At 63.3% G+C, this 15040-nt stretch carries 12 protein-coding genes and 1 tRNA gene; 2 read left to right on the top strand and 11 right to left on the bottom strand.

What is annotated here, in order from left to right:
* Position 1: 1 nt before the first annotated feature.
* Positions 2-78, top strand: a tRNA-Asn gene (locus BM365_RS15315).
* A 51-nt stretch (positions 79-129) separates the two neighbouring features.
* On the opposite strand, the gene BM365_RS15310 is transcribed toward BM365_RS15315, so the two are convergent.
* From BM365_RS15310 to BM365_RS15285, 6 genes are read right to left on the bottom strand one after another with little or no spacing between them, the layout of a single operon-like run.
* Positions 130-561: a type IV pilin protein gene (locus BM365_RS15310; protein ID WP_254772711.1), complete on the bottom strand. Its 432-nt coding sequence runs from the start codon at positions 559-561 to the stop codon at positions 130-132.
* A gap of 19 nt (positions 562-580) precedes the next feature.
* A complete protein-coding gene (locus BM365_RS15305; protein ID WP_093490357.1) occupies positions 581-4252 on the bottom strand; it encodes a pilus assembly protein in 3672 nt (1223 codons plus the stop codon).
* 59 nt (positions 4253-4311) lie between these two features.
* Entirely contained in the window at positions 4312-4893 is a 582-nt protein-coding gene (locus BM365_RS15300; RefSeq protein WP_175502101.1) for a pilus assembly PilX family protein, read from the bottom strand.
* Complete coding sequence (locus BM365_RS15295; RefSeq protein ID WP_093490355.1) at positions 4890-5909, bottom strand: PilW family protein; 1020 nt, start codon at positions 5907-5909, stop codon at positions 4890-4892. The genes BM365_RS15300 and BM365_RS15295 overlap by 4 nt, the downstream gene beginning before the upstream one ends.
* A complete protein-coding gene (pilV, locus tag BM365_RS15290) occupies positions 5906-6412 on the bottom strand; it encodes a type IV pilus modification protein PilV (protein WP_233210827.1) in 507 nt (168 codons plus the stop codon). The genes BM365_RS15295 and pilV overlap by 4 nt, the downstream gene beginning before the upstream one ends.
* 8 nt (positions 6413-6420) lie before the next feature.
* A complete protein-coding gene (locus BM365_RS15285; protein ID WP_233210826.1) occupies positions 6421-7020 on the bottom strand; it encodes a GspH/FimT family pseudopilin in 600 nt (199 codons plus the stop codon).
* Between the two features lie 130 nt (positions 7021-7150).
* Between BM365_RS15285 and BM365_RS15280 the strand changes: the two genes are divergently transcribed.
* Positions 7151-8200, top strand: a complete 1050-nt coding sequence (locus BM365_RS15280) for a sensor histidine kinase (RefSeq protein ID WP_233210825.1) — start codon at positions 7151-7153, stop codon at positions 8198-8200.
* 1 nt (position 8201) lies between these two features.
* Here the strand turns inward: BM365_RS15280 and ppnN are convergent, their stop codons facing one another.
* The 5 genes from ppnN to grxD all read right to left on the bottom strand — a co-directional run bounded on the left by ppnN (position 8202) and on the right by grxD (position 15030).
* Complete coding sequence (gene ppnN / locus BM365_RS15275; protein WP_093490353.1) at positions 8202-9584, bottom strand: nucleotide 5'-monophosphate nucleosidase PpnN; 1383 nt, start codon at positions 9582-9584, stop codon at positions 8202-8204.
* A gap of 129 nt (positions 9585-9713) precedes the next feature.
* Positions 9714-13130, bottom strand: coding sequence for a TonB-dependent receptor (locus BM365_RS15270; protein WP_254772709.1), 3417 nt, complete (start codon positions 13128-13130; stop codon positions 9714-9716).
* A 237-nt stretch (positions 13131-13367) separates the two neighbouring features.
* The gene (locus BM365_RS15265) at positions 13368-13970 is read right to left on the bottom strand and encodes a YhgN family NAAT transporter (protein ID WP_093490351.1); all 603 of its coding nucleotides are present in this window, start codon (positions 13968-13970) and stop codon (positions 13368-13370) included.
* On the bottom strand, positions 13967-14713 hold the full coding sequence (locus BM365_RS15260; protein WP_093490350.1) for an SDR family NAD(P)-dependent oxidoreductase: 747 nt from the start codon (positions 14711-14713) through the stop codon (positions 13967-13969). Before BM365_RS15260 ends, BM365_RS15265 begins: the two co-directional genes overlap by 4 nt.
* On the bottom strand, positions 14710-15030 hold the full coding sequence (gene grxD, locus BM365_RS15255) for a Grx4 family monothiol glutaredoxin (protein WP_056878201.1): 321 nt from the start codon (positions 15028-15030) through the stop codon (positions 14710-14712). The genes BM365_RS15260 and grxD overlap by 4 nt, the downstream gene beginning before the upstream one ends.
* Between the last annotated feature and the right edge of the window lie 10 nt (positions 15031-15040).

The following is a 15040-nucleotide window of genomic DNA, read 5'->3' as shown; positions in this document are numbered from 1 at the left end:
CGCCCGAATAGCTCAGCCGGTTAGAGCACTTGACTGTTAATCAGGGGGTCGTTGGTTCGAGTCCAACTTCGGGCGCCAGATAAATGCAAGAAACCCGCGCTGAGAGGCGCGGGTTTTTTGTTTGCGGGTTCACCAGCATTGATCTGCGGAGGTGGCAGTTCCGCCCTCTCCACGCACCCCTTGCTGGTTGATCGTCAACGTACCGCAAAGGGTATCTCGAGTCGCCTGGGCGCCGGTTGGCACGATCTGCATCGAGTAAGTCTTTGCAGCGGGCGTCCCTACAAAGCTGGGAGCGGCGTAGTGAGCAGCCACTTCAGCGTCACAGGTGGGTGGCGTGGCATTCACGTAACTGAGGTTGGTGGTGTAGTACCTCTCCATGAACTGTGCACCCTGCTGCAGGCAGGAGGCCGCGGCCGCCCTGCGCGACTTAACAATCTGATCCTGATAAGTCGCCACTGCAATGGCTGTCAGGATGCCCACGATTGCAATCACCACCAGCAGTTCGATCAGGGTGAACCCCGCACCGCTACTCCTTTGTATATCCACGTTATGACGCTTCATGCTCATCTCCCCTGTCGAATCAGTCGCCTACCACCTCACGCCACGACACGCGTGCGGGCGCGAGCACGGAAGAATTCGTCTTGATGACGTTGCTTTCCGCGTTGTCCATGTTGGTGAGCATCACATTACCCACGAAAATCGGGTTGTTTGGACCGCTGGGCAGCCCGAGGCCGGATACAACCGCGCCGTTCGACAAGTCACTATTGTTGAAGTTTCCGTCGTTGTTCAGATCGAAGAATGTGGAGTTCAGCCGTCCGCCTGTGAACGGATTGATCGCCATGATCCAACCGCGACCGCTCGGGTCGCAGACGCTGGTGTTGTCCGGGATGCGCGTAGTGCCGATCAACGCCAAGCCCTGGAAAATGTTCGGCACCACCATGCGTTCACCTTCGGCACCTCGCACTGGCGAGACCAGGTCCATGTACCACCCATTGACACTGGGCGTGGTCACGGCATCGATCACGCGGGCGCCGAGTCCATTCGCCAAAGTGGATTCGCTCGTGATAGCCACCCGCTGCAGCACATTGCGACCGCTGATGGCCGCACCTCGATCGATCAGGCCATACCAGCTTTGGACCTGGACGTCAGAAAGGTCTTCTTCATTGACGTACTTGCCCGTGCCGACGTAGACCCACGTATCGTTGTTGTTCGGATTGCGCGAGACGGTCGGCGTCGCGGTGATCGGCTGGGCGATGGCGCCATCCGTCGCCTGGAACATCGAGGTTACCGTCGGCGTGCCGGCCAGGTTACCGAACCGCCACAGGTTCCCGCGCAGGTCGCCTGCATAGACCCGGTCGACGAAGTCGGTTGCACCCGTGTTCCACACATTCGGGCCGGACAGACCGTTGTCGCCAGCTACGCCGGTGCTCGCCGTCGTCACCACACCATTGTTGAGTCGGATCGAAACCAACTGCGCGGTGCCGCCGCTGCCATTGGGGCCGTTGCCAATGAAGACTCGCCAATCCCCATCCGCCACCTGCCCGATGATCGGCTTGCCCAGCGAGTTGCCCATCGCCGGGATATCGGTCGCCGTCTTCTCCCACAACAACTGGACGCTGGACGGGTTGGTCACATCCAACGCGTAGACGCCGCGCCCGCCCCGTCCCATGGTGCCCACAAGAATGGTGCGCCACTGGCCTCCCCAATACGCATCCGCCACCGTGATGTCGCCGTCCACGTAGTACTGATGGACATAGTTGGGGTCCGCCAGTGCGGCCAATCGCGGAATCACTTGCGATGGGATGAAGGCGAAGGTTTCCGCGCCCGTCGTCGCATTGAAGCCATGCAGCATGCCGTCGTTGGCACCGACGTAAACGGTCGGTGTGCGCGTGGCATTGGCAAGCACGAACGCCATGTAATCGTCGGCACCCGTGAATTCAGCACCATAGAACAGGCGTGAGTTGGGGGCGCCTACATAGACGGGTTGCGAATTGACGATGTCGCCCAGCACGCTCTGACGCGTGCGGAGGGTGCCCGCCGGCATCTCGTTCGTGCGGTCGCCGCGGATATAGTCGACCACGGACTGGGTCCCGAGTGCCGTTGCCTGCGACAGCAGAGTGAAACGCTGCAACGCACCCGCATTGTTGATGTAGATCTGCCGATTGACGAAGTTCGCCGGGAACTGCGAGCCCGCCGTCCAGGCCTGCGTCAGCGCGCCGGTGTTCTGGTTCACGTTGTAACCCACCAACTCGCCACGCCACGCGCCGCTGTAGAACTGCGCCTGGTACGTCATGGCGCCCGTCTCCAGCTTGGTGGTATTGGACGCGAACGAGCCGCCCGAACCCCGCATGTCCTGAACGATCTTCGCGAAGACCTGCTTCAAGCTCTCCACCATCCTCGCGGCTTCAGCAGCCACGTAGAAATTGGCAGGACGTTTGAAGCTGGTCACGCCGTTCACGTACTGATTGGTGGCCCACCACTGCGAGTCTGCCAATGGCGTGACATTGGTATCGGGGTTGTAGCCGGCCGGAACGGTGAAACCACCGTACTTGGTCGCCAGCGAATACTGGTTGGTGTGCGGCGTCTTGTAGTCGCGGTTCTCCACCACGTCCACCCAATACGTGGAAATCGTCTGCTTGCCGGCGATCGGGTTAGCGCGCGTGGCCGGACGGATGTCACGGGTGTGTGCATCGTAGGCCAATGCCGCGATGTAAGCGGAGTTGTTGTGCGCGGAAACGTTGAAGTACGTGGGAGCAGAGCGCGCCGTGGCATCCGCGTCGTTGAACCCTTCCATACGCCAGATGTTCTTCATCATCGCAACGACGTCAACGGACGTATCTGCCGTGACTTCCGCGGGCTTCGCCGGCTCGCCCACCGCGCTGGTCGCGCCTGGAAGGTTCTTGTCGCGCCATGTATTCGTGTCTCCGACACCAAGAATGACGTTGGTCTGGCACGAGTAGCGGATCGGGTCATCCCAATCCGTGATCACCGGGAATCCGTCGGCCAGTTGGCGGTCGCCACTGACCACCGCATAGGAGGGAACGTTGCCCTGCCGTTTGAAGTAGCGCAGCGCTGTGTAGTAGAGCTCGCTGACATTGTCGTAAGACTTCGCGTTGCGTCCCGTCTCCATCTGCCCGAACTTGTTCAGATAGTTGATGACGCCGCTATCGACGATGCTGGCGTTGGTATTGGTCGCGTCGGTGGCATCCGGATTCTGGTAGAGGATGCCGGTCACCGGATCCCACTCCCGATTGGGATTGCCCTGCGCGCCCGACTCCGGGAAATTGCTCGCGGGTCCAACGAACTTCTGCCGCGCGCGCATGACACCGCCTTCAGGCTCGGTGCCGCCACCGTTGTTGAGGTAACCGAAGATGCTGTACCGAATGCTGTTGGCGTACTGCTGGATCAAACCTTCCGGCTTCGCGACCCCGCTGTAGCTGGAATTGCAATTGGCTTCCAGCATTCCGGCGACGCACACGGCGACGCGCACACTGACTTCGAATACCACATTGGCCTGGCTGACCTGGACGCCATTGACGGTGATGTTGGTACTGTTCAGCGAGTGGGAGGCCGGATCGTATGCGACGGGCTGACCCGTACCGGGGTTGTTGTTGCCAAGCGCAGTGGCGTTGGCGCCACTGGTGAAGCGCATCTTGTTGCCGAGGCCATCGATGCGCGTGCGGATGGTGTCCCAACTGGCCGCCGTCGCTGCATAAACCGCGATCGCGTTCGGGCTACCAGGGTAGGTGCGGCGAGGGAAGTTGGCCGTCGCGCTCTCGCCACCATCCCGGTCAGCCTTCGCCTTCTCAATCCAGGTCGCCGTCGTCGTGTCGCGCACACGATAGCCACCGGTCAGGGCCGAGCGGAACGGATCGATCGTCTGGGTGGCCGCCCAGTTCATGTAGTTGCCACTCCACAGTGCGCCTGCGCATGTATGCGCTAAGGATGCGGAGTTCGGAGCGAAGTGACGCTCGCTTTCCGTGGCGCTGTAGACGTAGCTGTAGCACTTCTCCGAATCGAAGTAGCCCACGTACGTATTCGTCGCCACGTAGTCACCGAAGTTGGCCACGCTGATCAGCGTGGGGAACTCCACCGAAGGCACGAGCGCAAGGTTGCCCGGCACATCACGACCGATCGACAGCGGCTTCTGGGAGATGTTCAACGAAGCCGCTGGAAAGGCGCTCGCAACGGCGAACACACCGATCAACACCGCAATGGTGCGTTCCCTCGCCTTCCGCAGTGCGGAGCGCATGTGCGGCTCCTGACGACGGGGCGACTCCGACTGGAAAGATTCAAGCGTCATCGCACACCTCACTTGACCACGATGTTGGACTGCAGGACCACGACGGCCCGGTCATTGGCGGACGGATCATGACTACGACCCGTGATTCGATAGAAATGCTGCAGCGGAACGCCGCCCGCGCCACCGTACTGAGCGCTGTTGGCGCTACTTGCCAGCGAGAGATCGTCCTCGTTGGTGTATTGACCCATGTACTCGATGTAGTACTGGGGCGCCCCCGCTCCGCTCGCCAACGTCTGGATGTTGGTCGTGGCATTGGTCCAGCAGTTCCGGCCCCCGGAGCACCCGGTGGTCCCAGAAAGCGCGTTGGCGGGGATCGACGGGCAGGTAACGCCGGCCGTCGAACAGTTGAAGCCTATGATTGCACCGGCCAGCTCAGCGGCCTGCACCGCGGCTTCGGCATCACGCAGGGCGGTTTCGGCCGACTGGAAGGACAAGCTGCGGTCGTAAAGATTCGCGCTCATGCGCTCGTCCAGCAGCGTGGTGCGCAGCACGGCCAACCCCAACAGTGTCATGACCAGCAGCAGAATGAGCACGACGACAAGGGACGCGCCTCGCTGATGCATCGGCGAACAGGGTCCAGGCGGCTTCATGAGTTGCGATTCCTCACCGTAACGGTGTTGGCAATGGTGCGAACGACGGGCGCACCATCAACGCGCTCGTTGCTCTGCAATGTGAGGACCACGCGCACCGCAGTGACCTGCGCCCAGTTGGCTACCGCGTTGGCGTCCTGGTAGTCGGTGCCACCTGCCGACAGATACTGCAGTTGCAAGTCCTGTACGCCTTCGGCGACTTCTTGGACTGTAGACGCAGGTGAGGCACCGCTACTCGTCAACATCACCTGATAAAGCGAGCGCCTCGTCGGGTCGCTGCTACTCACCCCGACGTACCAAGCCGTCGCCTTCAACTTGGCGATCACGGAGTTGGGTCCGTAGGTGTAGTAGGTGCTCGGATTGGGGATGCATGGCACCTGCATGGGATACTTCAATGATTTGCTGCAGTTGCCTGGCGTGCCCGTACCGCTATTGTGGACGATCGTCACGTTGGACGAACTCGCGTTTGTGATCTGGAAGATGGCGGCCTGGATGAAGTCGCATACCATGACAATGTCGCCATCCACCAGTCCATGTGCGGTGGTATTGACTTTGAACTGCGCGGAATTTGGTTTGTGATCAACCACCGTCACGTCGCCGCTGGCGCCAGAGCGCAACTCAACGGCATCGGTGCCCGCGATCCGATTGCCCGTTGCAGTACCGGTTGTGACGGTTGGCAAGGCTTGAGCGGCTTGCCCGTCGTATCCCCGAATCCCATCACCCCACGCCGTACCCCAGGCAGAAGTGTTGTTGAGCACGTTGACGATCGGCACTTTGGCCGAACAGGGTGAACTTGCGGTCTGACGCAGCTCGCGCGCCAGCAACTCGAAGGCCACTCTACCGTTTTCCTGCACGAAGCTGAGGTTGTCGGCGGAACGGAACACCTGGCGATTCGACATGAAAATGCCGATGGCGGCGCCGACCACCAGAAGACCCAGGACCAGCGCGATCATCAACTCGATCAGACTGACACCACGCGCCGTGCGCGCGCTACTGAAGGAATGCCTAGCTTTCATATGCGCACCGCCGTGACGACTCTGTTCCGCGCCGCAATGCCATCCTGAAGGGCGGCAGGCGCGGTTTCCGTATTGTTGCTACCGCGTGAGTCATCCCAATCGACCGTTACCACGAACTGATTGCCGTTCTGTACGATGCTTGCGCAGGCAGTGTTGCCCATAGAATGCGTGTTTTGCATGTCAGCGAACCACGCATGGATATCTTTCAGCGCCAGCGTCGCACCCGTCGCCGGTACAGTGCAGGTGCGCGTCATGTTGTAGTCGCCGGCGATAGCACGCTGGCGGTTGGCCCGCATCGCATCCAGGATCGAATAGGTCTGAATGGTCGCCTGAGTCCGCTCGAGAGCGCTCTGGTTGTTGCGAAGTGCTGTCGCCTGCATGGCAGCCACACCTAGCAGGCCAATACCCATGACGAGCACAGCAACCAGCACCTCAATGAGGCCAGCTCCTCGCTGTGAACGGGGGGGTGCAGAACGCAGACTCATGATTTCAAGTGGCTCCATCTTTGACCTCAAGGGCAGGCGCCCGTGCCCGCAGGCGTTGTGACGGCGATTCGACTGCCTCCCGCCAACGTGACCGAGCGCTTGTTCTGCGCCGGCTGCGTGGTGGGAATGCAGACATTGAGTGTGTTATTGACCAATACACCCGTGGCATTGACGCGCACCATGCCATCGGCACGGAACGTCAGCGATTGATTGGTGCTGCGGACCTCGAGGGGTGCTTTGATACTGCTCGAGCGGAGCAAGACCTCGCCGCCATCCACGGCAGCGTTGCCGTTGGTATCGACGAAACTGATCCAGCGTGTCCAGGTTGCGCCTGCAGCGGTATTACACGTCGCTCCATCCGTGCTTCTGCACACCGTCACGCGTCGATTGCTACGCAGCGCCTCCAGCCGCGCTTCCTGCAAGCCCGCCACCAGCTCATTGGATTGAGCAGCGAGCCGATTGGAGTTGATCAGCGCGGTGAAGCTGGGCACCGCCATGGCGATGAGCACTGCCAGCACCGCGAGCGTGATGATGAGCTCCACCAGCGTGAACCCCGAGGCCATACGCCTGGACGGCATGCCGATGCGCCCCCTGCCCGGTCCGACGGTGTACGTGCACAGATGCATGCGCAGCTTCCCCTTTAACGTGCCGCTACCCTAGGGCACGTCGTCCCGACCAGCCAGAGGTTTACCGATGGACGGGCTGGCCGGGGGGGCCAGCGGCAGGCGGCTGCATCCCGGGACTCGCCGATGCATCATGGGCGCCATCGCCCTGCCCGGTCCCTGCATGTCCCCCTCCCGCCCAGCTCCCCCTCTAGACGCCTTGTGGCAAAGCTCGGTGGTGGTGTGGGTCCTGCTGGCGGGGGAGGGTCTGGCGGCCATCCTGGCCTTGGCCCCAGCCGGCGATGGAAATCGGTGGATCCACTTCGGGGTGGGTTCGCTGGCTATCCAGTGGATCCTGCTGACCACGCTTGGCGCGCTCTACACCTTGCGACGCCCTCTCTCCTCCTGGCGCCCGGCGAGCGTGGCCTATGTCGCACTGATCCTGCTCGTCGTGTCCACCTGGCTGGTCTTTGGATTGAGCACATGGCTCTTGGCTGATCTCTGGCCCATGGACCAGGCCGAGCGGCTGCGATGGCTGGTGCGGCTCACCGCCTTGGCGCTGACCGTAGGGGCGCTGGGGTTGGCGGCGTTCCAGAACCATTGGCGCGCACGCCAACTGGCCGTCCGCGTCGCGCACTCCGAGCTGGAAGCCCTGCAAGCCCGCATCCGCCCCCACTTCCTGTTCAACACACTCAATACGGGCGCGGCGCTGGTGCACCAGCGCCCGGAAGAAGCCGAACGATTGCTGCTGGATCTGTCGGACCTGTTCCGTGCGGCGCTCGCCGGGCCGCGCGAAATCAGCCTGGCGGACGAACTATCGCTGGTGCGTCGCTATCTGGAAATCGAAGGCCTGCGATTCGGCACTCGACTGCGGGTGGAATGGCAGCTCCCGGACGTCTTGCCGTCCTTGGTGGTACCCGCCCTTTCGATCCAACCCCTGGTCGAGAACGCAATCCGGCACGGCGTAGAGCCGGCGGCCAGCGGGGGCGATGTCAGCGTCGAGGTCGCCGAAGCGGCAGGCTTCGTGCAGATCACGGTAGCCAACGGATTGCCCGCCTCGCCCGTGCGCCCCACGGCCGGACACCAGGTGGGGCTCAGTTCCGTCAGGGCGCGGATCCAAGCCATGACCCAGGGGCGCGGTAGCGTGGAGACCCAGGCGAAGGACGGCCGTTACACCGCTGTCCTTCGCCTGCCGATGCAGTGACTCAGGTCACCACGCGGTAACAGGGCTTGTACTCGCCCGCGATCTTCATGCGCCGCTGTTCGACAAAGGCGCGCAGCAACGCATCGAGCGCCTGCATCATCGCGGGGTCGCCATGGATTTCGAAGGGGCCGAACTCTTCGATCCGGCGCATGCCGTCCTCCTTCACGTTGCCCGCCACAATGCCGGAGAAAGCACGGCGCAGGTCCGCCGCCAGGTCGTGGACAGCGCGGCCCGGACGCAGCTGCAGCGCCGCCATCGCTTCGTGCGACGGGATGAAAGGCTGCTGGTAGTCCTCGGGAATCTGGACGGCCCAGTTGAAGAAGAACGAATCCTTGTGCTCGATGCGGTACTCGCGCACACGACGGATGCCCGCGACCATCTTCTTCGCGACCGCCACCGGGTCACCGATGATGATCTCGTAGCGCTCCGCAGCCTCATCGCCCAGCGTCAGCCGGATGAAACGATCGATCTGCTCGAAGTAAGGCGCAGCGATGGTCGGGCCGGTGAGGATCAGCGGGAACGGCAGGTGCGCATTCTCGGGGTGGAGCAAGATGCCGAGCAGGTAGAGGATTTCTTCCGCGGTGCCGACGCCGCCGGGGAATACCAGGATGCCGTGGCCGATGCGGACGAAGGCCTCCAGGCGCTTCTCGATGTCCGGCATGATGACCAGGTGGTTGACGATCGGGTTCGGCGATTCGGCGGCGATGATGCCCGGCTCGGTCACGCCGATGTAGCGGGTCTTCGCACGGCGCTGCTTGGCGTGCGCGATGGTCGCGCCCTTCATCGGTCCCTTCATCGCGCCCGGCCCGCAGCCCGTGCAGATATCCAGGCCTCGCAGGCCGAGCTCGTAGCCGACCTGCTTGGTGTAGAGGTACTCGTCGCGCGAGATCGAATGGCCACCCCAGCAGACGACCAGGTTCGGATCGGTCGGTTTGAGGATGCGCGCATTGCGCAGCAAGCCGAACACCGCATTGGTGATGCCGGCCGAGGACTCGAGGTCGGCGGCATATTCCGGACCCAGCTCGATCGCCGTGTAGGCCAGATCACGCACGACGGCGAACAGCAGTTCGGCCACGCCGCGGATGATCTCGCCATCGACGAAGGCCATCGCCGGCGCATTGATCAGGTCGATGCGCACGCCACGATCCTGCTGCAGGACCTGGATGTCGAAGTCGGGGTAGAGATCGCGCGCCGCGCGCGGATCGTCCGAAGCGCTGCCACTGGTCAGCACGGCCAGTGCGCAACGGCGCAAGAGTTCATGCATGCCGCCGCTCGAGGCGTCACGCAGGCGCGCCACTTCGGCGCGGGAAAGCACGTCCAGTCCGCCGCGCGGGTAGATCCGCGCGTCCTGCACCGGCAACGCCCTCGATGCCGTTTCGCTCATGGGTCTTCCTGTTTTCTGTCGTCAGGGGCGGGACTTTAGCGCAGTCCCGCAGGCAAGAGGAGTCCGCCCAAAAAAGAACGGCCGGGTTTCCCCGGCCGTTCGATTTCACGCATGGTGCGAGTCGCTGGATCAGAACTCGTACTTCAGGCCCACCTGCAGCGACCACTGCGAGATACCGTTGGTCTGGCTGTCCGCATTGGTCGGCAGGCCCAGGGCCGTCGACTGGCCGAACTCCGGCACGCCGTTGAGGTTGCCACGGTAGCCGTAGACGTACTGGCCGTTGTAGATGCCCTGCAGGCTCGCCACCGCATTGTTGGCGTTGAAGCCGTAGTCGATGACGTGGCCCCAGTCCTTGTTGATCAGGTTGCCGACGTTCTGGATGTCCAGCCAAACCTTCGACTTGTGACCCTTGAAGAAGCCGGGGAGCTCCTGGCTGATACGGATGTCGAACGTGTTCACCCAACCGGTGGTGAAGCCGTTCTCCGGCGCATAACTGCCCTTGTAGCGACTCAGGCCTTCCTGGGTCGACAGCCATTCCCAGAAGCGGGCTTCCATTACCGGATCAGCCGTGAACTGACCGGTCGCGCTCAGGCTGCCGAACAGCACGTCGCCCGGGCCCGCCGGCACGTAGAACAGGTCGTTGAAGGTACGGTTGTCGCCATTGGCGTCGCCCGTGAAGATGTAGCTATACGGACGGCCGCTGCGGCCTTCGTAGAACAGGCCGACCTGGGTCGCGTAGTCGCCGAAGAACTTGTGCGACCAGTTCACCGAACCGCTGAAGCGGTCCTTGATCTCATAGCGCGCCGTGGAGCTGGTGGGCTCGTTGATGCTGAAGCCATACTGCGAACCGTAACCCGAGCCGGCGGTGGAGCTGGTCAGCGCGGACACTTCCTCGGCGTTGGTGCGGGTGTAGCCGATGCTCCAGGACCAGTCGCTGTCGCTGGAGAAGGGCTTGGTCAGCGAGACCGTCAGCTGCTGGCCCTTGCCCTTGTTGGTGTTCTCGAGCAGGAACACGTCACCGAAGTACGTATTGCGGCCGGTGCGCGCACCATTGGGTGCCAGCGCACCGGTGCCGGCGCTGGTGTTGCCGAACGGGCGAGCGCTGTTCGGGTTCCAGTACAGCACGCGACCATCGGGACCGATGTAGCCCGGACCCACGTTGAGCGTGCGGTAGAACAGGCCGTTCTTGACGTCGGTCAGCAGCAGTTCGGCCGACGCGACGACGCCGTTCCACGGAGTCTCGACATCGATGGCCAGGTTGGCCTTCCACACCGACGGCAGCTCGAAGTCGTCGCTGATCGCGTTCACGTTGCGTACGCCGGCGCCGCCCGCGGGCACGTTCTGGTTCAGGCCATCGGGGCTGAACGGCACCAGCGTCGGGTTGGTGTAGTTCTGGTAGGAAATGTAGTTCATGCCCGTGCTGCTGTAGGCATTGCCCACCCACACCTGCGGCGCGTCGCCCTGGAACAGACCCACGCCACCGCGCAGCTGGGCCGGACGCTCCCAGTCGAACGTGTAGTTGAAGCCGAAGCGCGGCTGGATGATGTAGTCGCCGTTATAGGTGTTGTTGTTGGCGATGCCGAAACCGCCCGTGTAGGTACCGCCGGTGCACGCGGCGTTCGCGGTGCCGGGAGCGGCGGCGAAGCACTCGTTGAACGGCGGGTTCGGGCTGGCTTCCGGCTTGTCGGCGCGCACGCCCAGGGTCAGCGTCAGGTTAGGCGTGACGTACCAGGTGTCCTGCACGAAGAAGCCGAGCGACTTGTTCTTGTAACGCGCGGCGATCGCATCCGGATCGGTCGGGTTGGTCTGCAGGTCGTAGTCGAAGTAGCGACCATTGATCAGGTTGCTGAAATCCGAAGCGCCATTCACCAGCGGCACGTAGAAGCTGTAGTTGCCCCACGAGTCCTGCAGGAAGAAGTTGTAGATCTCGTTCTCGCTGTACTCGGCGCCGAACTTCAGGTCGTGGTCGCCCAGGGTCCAGGTGGCCGCACCGAAGTAATTCCAGGTCTCGGTCAGCAGCGCATTGCCGGGCGAGCTGCGCTCGGTGCCCAGGCGGATCGCGTCGAGGCCGGCGAAGCTGTTGCTGTTGGTGCCGATCGGGTTGTTGTTGCCGTTGGTCGTGATGCCGTCGTCGAAGTAGACCTGGATGGTCGGCGCGTTGGTCGGGCTGACGCGGACGGCGGAGTAGTCGCGGTAAGACACCTTGAACTCGGTCGAGAACGTCTCGGACCAGTCACTGAACAGCTGGCCGACGTAGCTTTCCACGGTCTTGACGTGGTTGAACCAGTTCGAGCTCAGGGCCAGCACGCTGGCGGTGGACGCTTCAGGACGGATGCGGTTCTGCTCCAGCTTGCTGTAGCGCAGGCTGGCGCGGTGCGCATCGCTGATGTTCCAGTCCAGCTTCAATGCGTACTCTTCCAGCTCGGTGTCGCCACCGCCGCTCAGGTCGCCCGCGTCGAAACCCCACACATCGCGCGCGATACGCTGCACTTCGGCCACGTCGGCGGCGTCGAAGTCCGCGCCACCCGAGGACAGCGGGTTGGTGCCCAGGGTCTTGCCGGCCGGACCGATGTTGGTCTGCTTGAACTTCTCGTAGTTGGCGAAGAAGAACAGCTTGTCCTTGATGATCGGGCCACCCAGCGTGATGCCCCAGGTCTTCTCGTCGTCGTATTCGTCGAAGGGCAGGCCGGTGACGTCGATGGTGGCGCCCGCCACGCGTGCGGGGTAATCACCGAACCAGTCGCCGTCACGGTAGGTGCCGTACACCGAACCGTGGAATTCGTTCGTGCCGGACTTGGTCACGGCATTGACGTTCGCGCCGGCTGCACCGGACATGGTCACGTCGTAGTTCGACAGGTTGATGTCGATGGCCTCGATGGCCTCCATCGACACCGGCTGGCGCTGCGTCGGCATGTTGTTGCCTTCCAGGCCGAAGGTGTCGCTGGCCGACACGCCGTCGATGGTGATCTTGTTGAAGCGCGGGTTCTGGCCGCCGGCGGTGATGCTGCCCGACGCGCGGTCGCTGAAGGTCACGCGCGGATCCAGGCGCATGTAGTCCTGGATGTTGCCGTTCACGGACGGCAGGTTCTCGATGGTGACGCGGTCGACGCTGGTGCCCGAGCCCATCTTGGTGGCGCTGAACACTTCCGAGCCACCGGCAAAGCCCACGGCGGTCACGGTTTCCAGGGTGGTCAGGTCGCCGGTCAGGGCGGCGTTGACGGTGTTCACCTGGTTCAGCGTCAGGAACACATTGTCTTCGGTCTTGGTGCCCGAGCCCGACTTGGTGATGGTCACCTGGTAGGGACCACCGACGCGCAGGCCGCGCGCGGTGTAACGGCCGCTCGCGTCCGTGGTGGCGCGGCTGACCGTACCGGATTCGACGTGGGTGATGGTCACCTCGGCGCCGACGACGGGCTGGCCGCCATTGTCGGTGACCAGGCCACCCACACCCGCCGAGGTGCTCTGCGCAAAGGCAGGCGCGGCGGCAAGTGCGGCAACGAGGCCAAGGCTGAGCTTGGACATGCGAAGACGACGGGATTGGTTCATCGGATAAACCTCAGGTACGGGAGTGATGTGGCGAAGCGGCTGACAAGACGTGCGGAACCGGCCGGTAAGGTCGGTTCAAGAGGGCGTGCTAGGGGTTCCCATGGCCCACGCGGCGTCCGCGGAGGTTAATAACAGGTTAACACGATAGGACCATTTTGTGACCGCGGCATGACAATCTTCCGCGGTGCAACATGACAGCCAGAGACGCGCGTTCGGGCCGACGTGCGGCCTTCCAGATCAGATGTTGGGCGGCGTCAGCTTGAGGTAGGTCCCCACCCCGTCCAGCACCATCTGGACGGAGATGGCGACAAGAAGCATGCCCATTAGCCGCTCGATCGCGGTCAGTACACTGCGACCCAGCCACTTGTACAGCACGGTGGCGGAAATCAGGATCGCGGCCGTCGCGGCCCAGGCGATCAGCAGAGCCAGGCTCCAGTCGCCCAGCCGGTCGGGCTCGGAACTGCCCATCAGCATCACGGCCGCCATGCCAGATGGGCCAGCGACGAGGGGGATGGCCAGCGGCACGATGAAGGGTTCGCCGCCCGGGGTTTCGCCCATGAGGCCCTCGGGGCGCGGGAAGATCATCCTCACGCCGATCAGGAACAGCACGATGCCGCCGGCGATAGCCACGGATTCCTGGCGCAGGTGCATCAGTTCCAACGCGTACTTGCCGCACCATAGGAACAGCATCAACACCGCCAGCGCGATGAGGAGTTCCCGGACCACCACGATGCGCTGCCGGCGCGTCGGCAGCGGCTTCAACACGCTGAGGAACACCGGGATGTTGCCCAGCGGATCCAGGATCAGGAACAGCAGCATCGCCGCCGACAGGATGGTCATGCGCGCACTTTCCAGACCTGCCCGCGGTGGGCGGCGCCAGCAGATGACAGCAGCGTGACACAGGCGCCGGCGTAGTCGGCCGCCTCACGCGCCTGCAGATCGGTGTCGTCCGCATAGGCGCGCGACCGTAGGCCGGTACGCATCGGGCCCGGCTGCAACGCGGAAACACGCACCGACGACGAGGCCAGCTCCGCGTGCAGCATGCCCACCATCGCGGCGAGTCCATGCTCGGCGATACCGTAGGCGCCCCAGTAGGGCTGGCGTACACGCTCGAGGTCGTCCAGCGCGAACACGAGCGCTGCGTCCTGCGACTGTCGCAGCAGCGGCAGGCAGGCCTGCGAAAGCCACCATGGCGCCGTCAGGTTGATGTGCACGACCCGCGCGAACGCCGCAGGATCGGTGTGTTCCAGCGGCGTCAGCCCCTTGAACTCGACAGCACAGTGCAGCACGCCATCGAGGCGACCCAGTTCGGCACGCAACCGATCGGCCAGTTCCGCATAGTCGTCGGGCGTGGCGCCTTCCAGGTCCAGCGGATACAGCAACGGCTCCGCGCCGGCCTGCGCGACCGCGTCGTAGACACGATTCAATTTCGGCACCTTGCGGCCCAGCAGCACCACAGTCGCGCCCGCCTGCGCGCACGCGACAGCCGCCGCGCTACCCAGCCCGCCGTGCGCACCACTGACCAGGATGACGCGCTGGTCCAGTGCGCGCGGCGCGCGGGTGGGCAATCCGATCAGGCTCACGGCGACAGGGCCTCGGCGACGATGCGCTGGAGTTCGCCGGACTCGTGCAGTTCGAGCGTGATGTCGCAGCCGCCGATCAGCTCGCCGTTGATGAAAAGTTGCGGGAACGTGGGCCAGTTCGAGAAGCGCGGCAGGTTGGCGCGGATCTCGGGCTCTTCCAACACGTTGATCGTGTAGAGATGTTCGGCGCCCGCTTCGCGCAACGCCTGCATCGCACGACTGGAGAAGCCGCACATCGGGAACTGCGGCGTGCCCTTCATGAAAAGGACGATCGGGTGGCCATCCACTTCGGCCTGGATGCGTTCCATCACCGGCATGCTGATTTCT

Origin of the sequence: Pseudoxanthomonas sp. YR558 (genome assembly GCF_900116385.1) — a bacterium.
Taxonomy (GTDB): domain Bacteria; phylum Pseudomonadota; class Gammaproteobacteria; order Xanthomonadales; family Xanthomonadaceae; genus Pseudoxanthomonas_A.
This window is presented reverse-complemented; position numbering and strand designations above follow the sequence as displayed.

Bases quoted from the DNA above. Each gene is read 5' to 3' on its own strand.
- BM365_RS15285 (WP_233210826.1), bottom strand. From the start codon at position 7,020: ATGCATCTGTGCACGTACACCGTCGGACCGGGCAGGGGGCGCATCGGC.
- BM365_RS15270 (WP_254772709.1), bottom strand. From the start codon at position 13,130: ATGAACCAATCCCGTCGTCTTCGCATGTCCAAGCTCAGCCTTGGCCTC.
- ppnN (WP_093490353.1), bottom strand. From the start codon at position 9,584: ATGAGCGAAACGGCATCGAGGGCGTTGCCGGTGCAGGACGCGCGGATC.
- BM365_RS15300 (WP_175502101.1), bottom strand. From the start codon at position 4,893: ATGAAGCCGCCTGGACCCTGTTCGCCGATGCATCAGCGAGGCGCGTCC.
- pilV (WP_233210827.1), bottom strand. From the start codon at position 6,412: ATGGAGCCACTTGAAATCATGAGTCTGCGTTCTGCACCCCCCCGTTCA.
- BM365_RS15305 (WP_093490357.1), bottom strand. From the start codon at position 4,252: ATGCGCTCCGCACTGCGGAAGGCGAGGGAACGCACCATTGCGGTGTTG.
- BM365_RS15310 (WP_254772711.1), bottom strand. From the start codon at position 561: ATGAAGCGTCATAACGTGGATATACAAAGGAGTAGCGGTGCGGGGTTC.
- BM365_RS15265 (WP_093490351.1), bottom strand. From the start codon at position 13,970: ATGACCATCCTGTCGGCGGCGATGCTGCTGTTCCTGATCCTGGATCCG.
- BM365_RS15280 (WP_233210825.1), top strand. From the start codon at position 7,151: ATGGGCGCCATCGCCCTGCCCGGTCCCTGCATGTCCCCCTCCCGCCCA.
- BM365_RS15295 (WP_093490355.1), bottom strand. From the start codon at position 5,909: ATGAAAGCTAGGCATTCCTTCAGTAGCGCGCGCACGGCGCGTGGTGTC.
- grxD (WP_056878201.1), bottom strand. From the start codon at position 15,030: ATGCCGGTGATGGAACGCATCCAGGCCGAAGTGGATGGCCACCCGATC.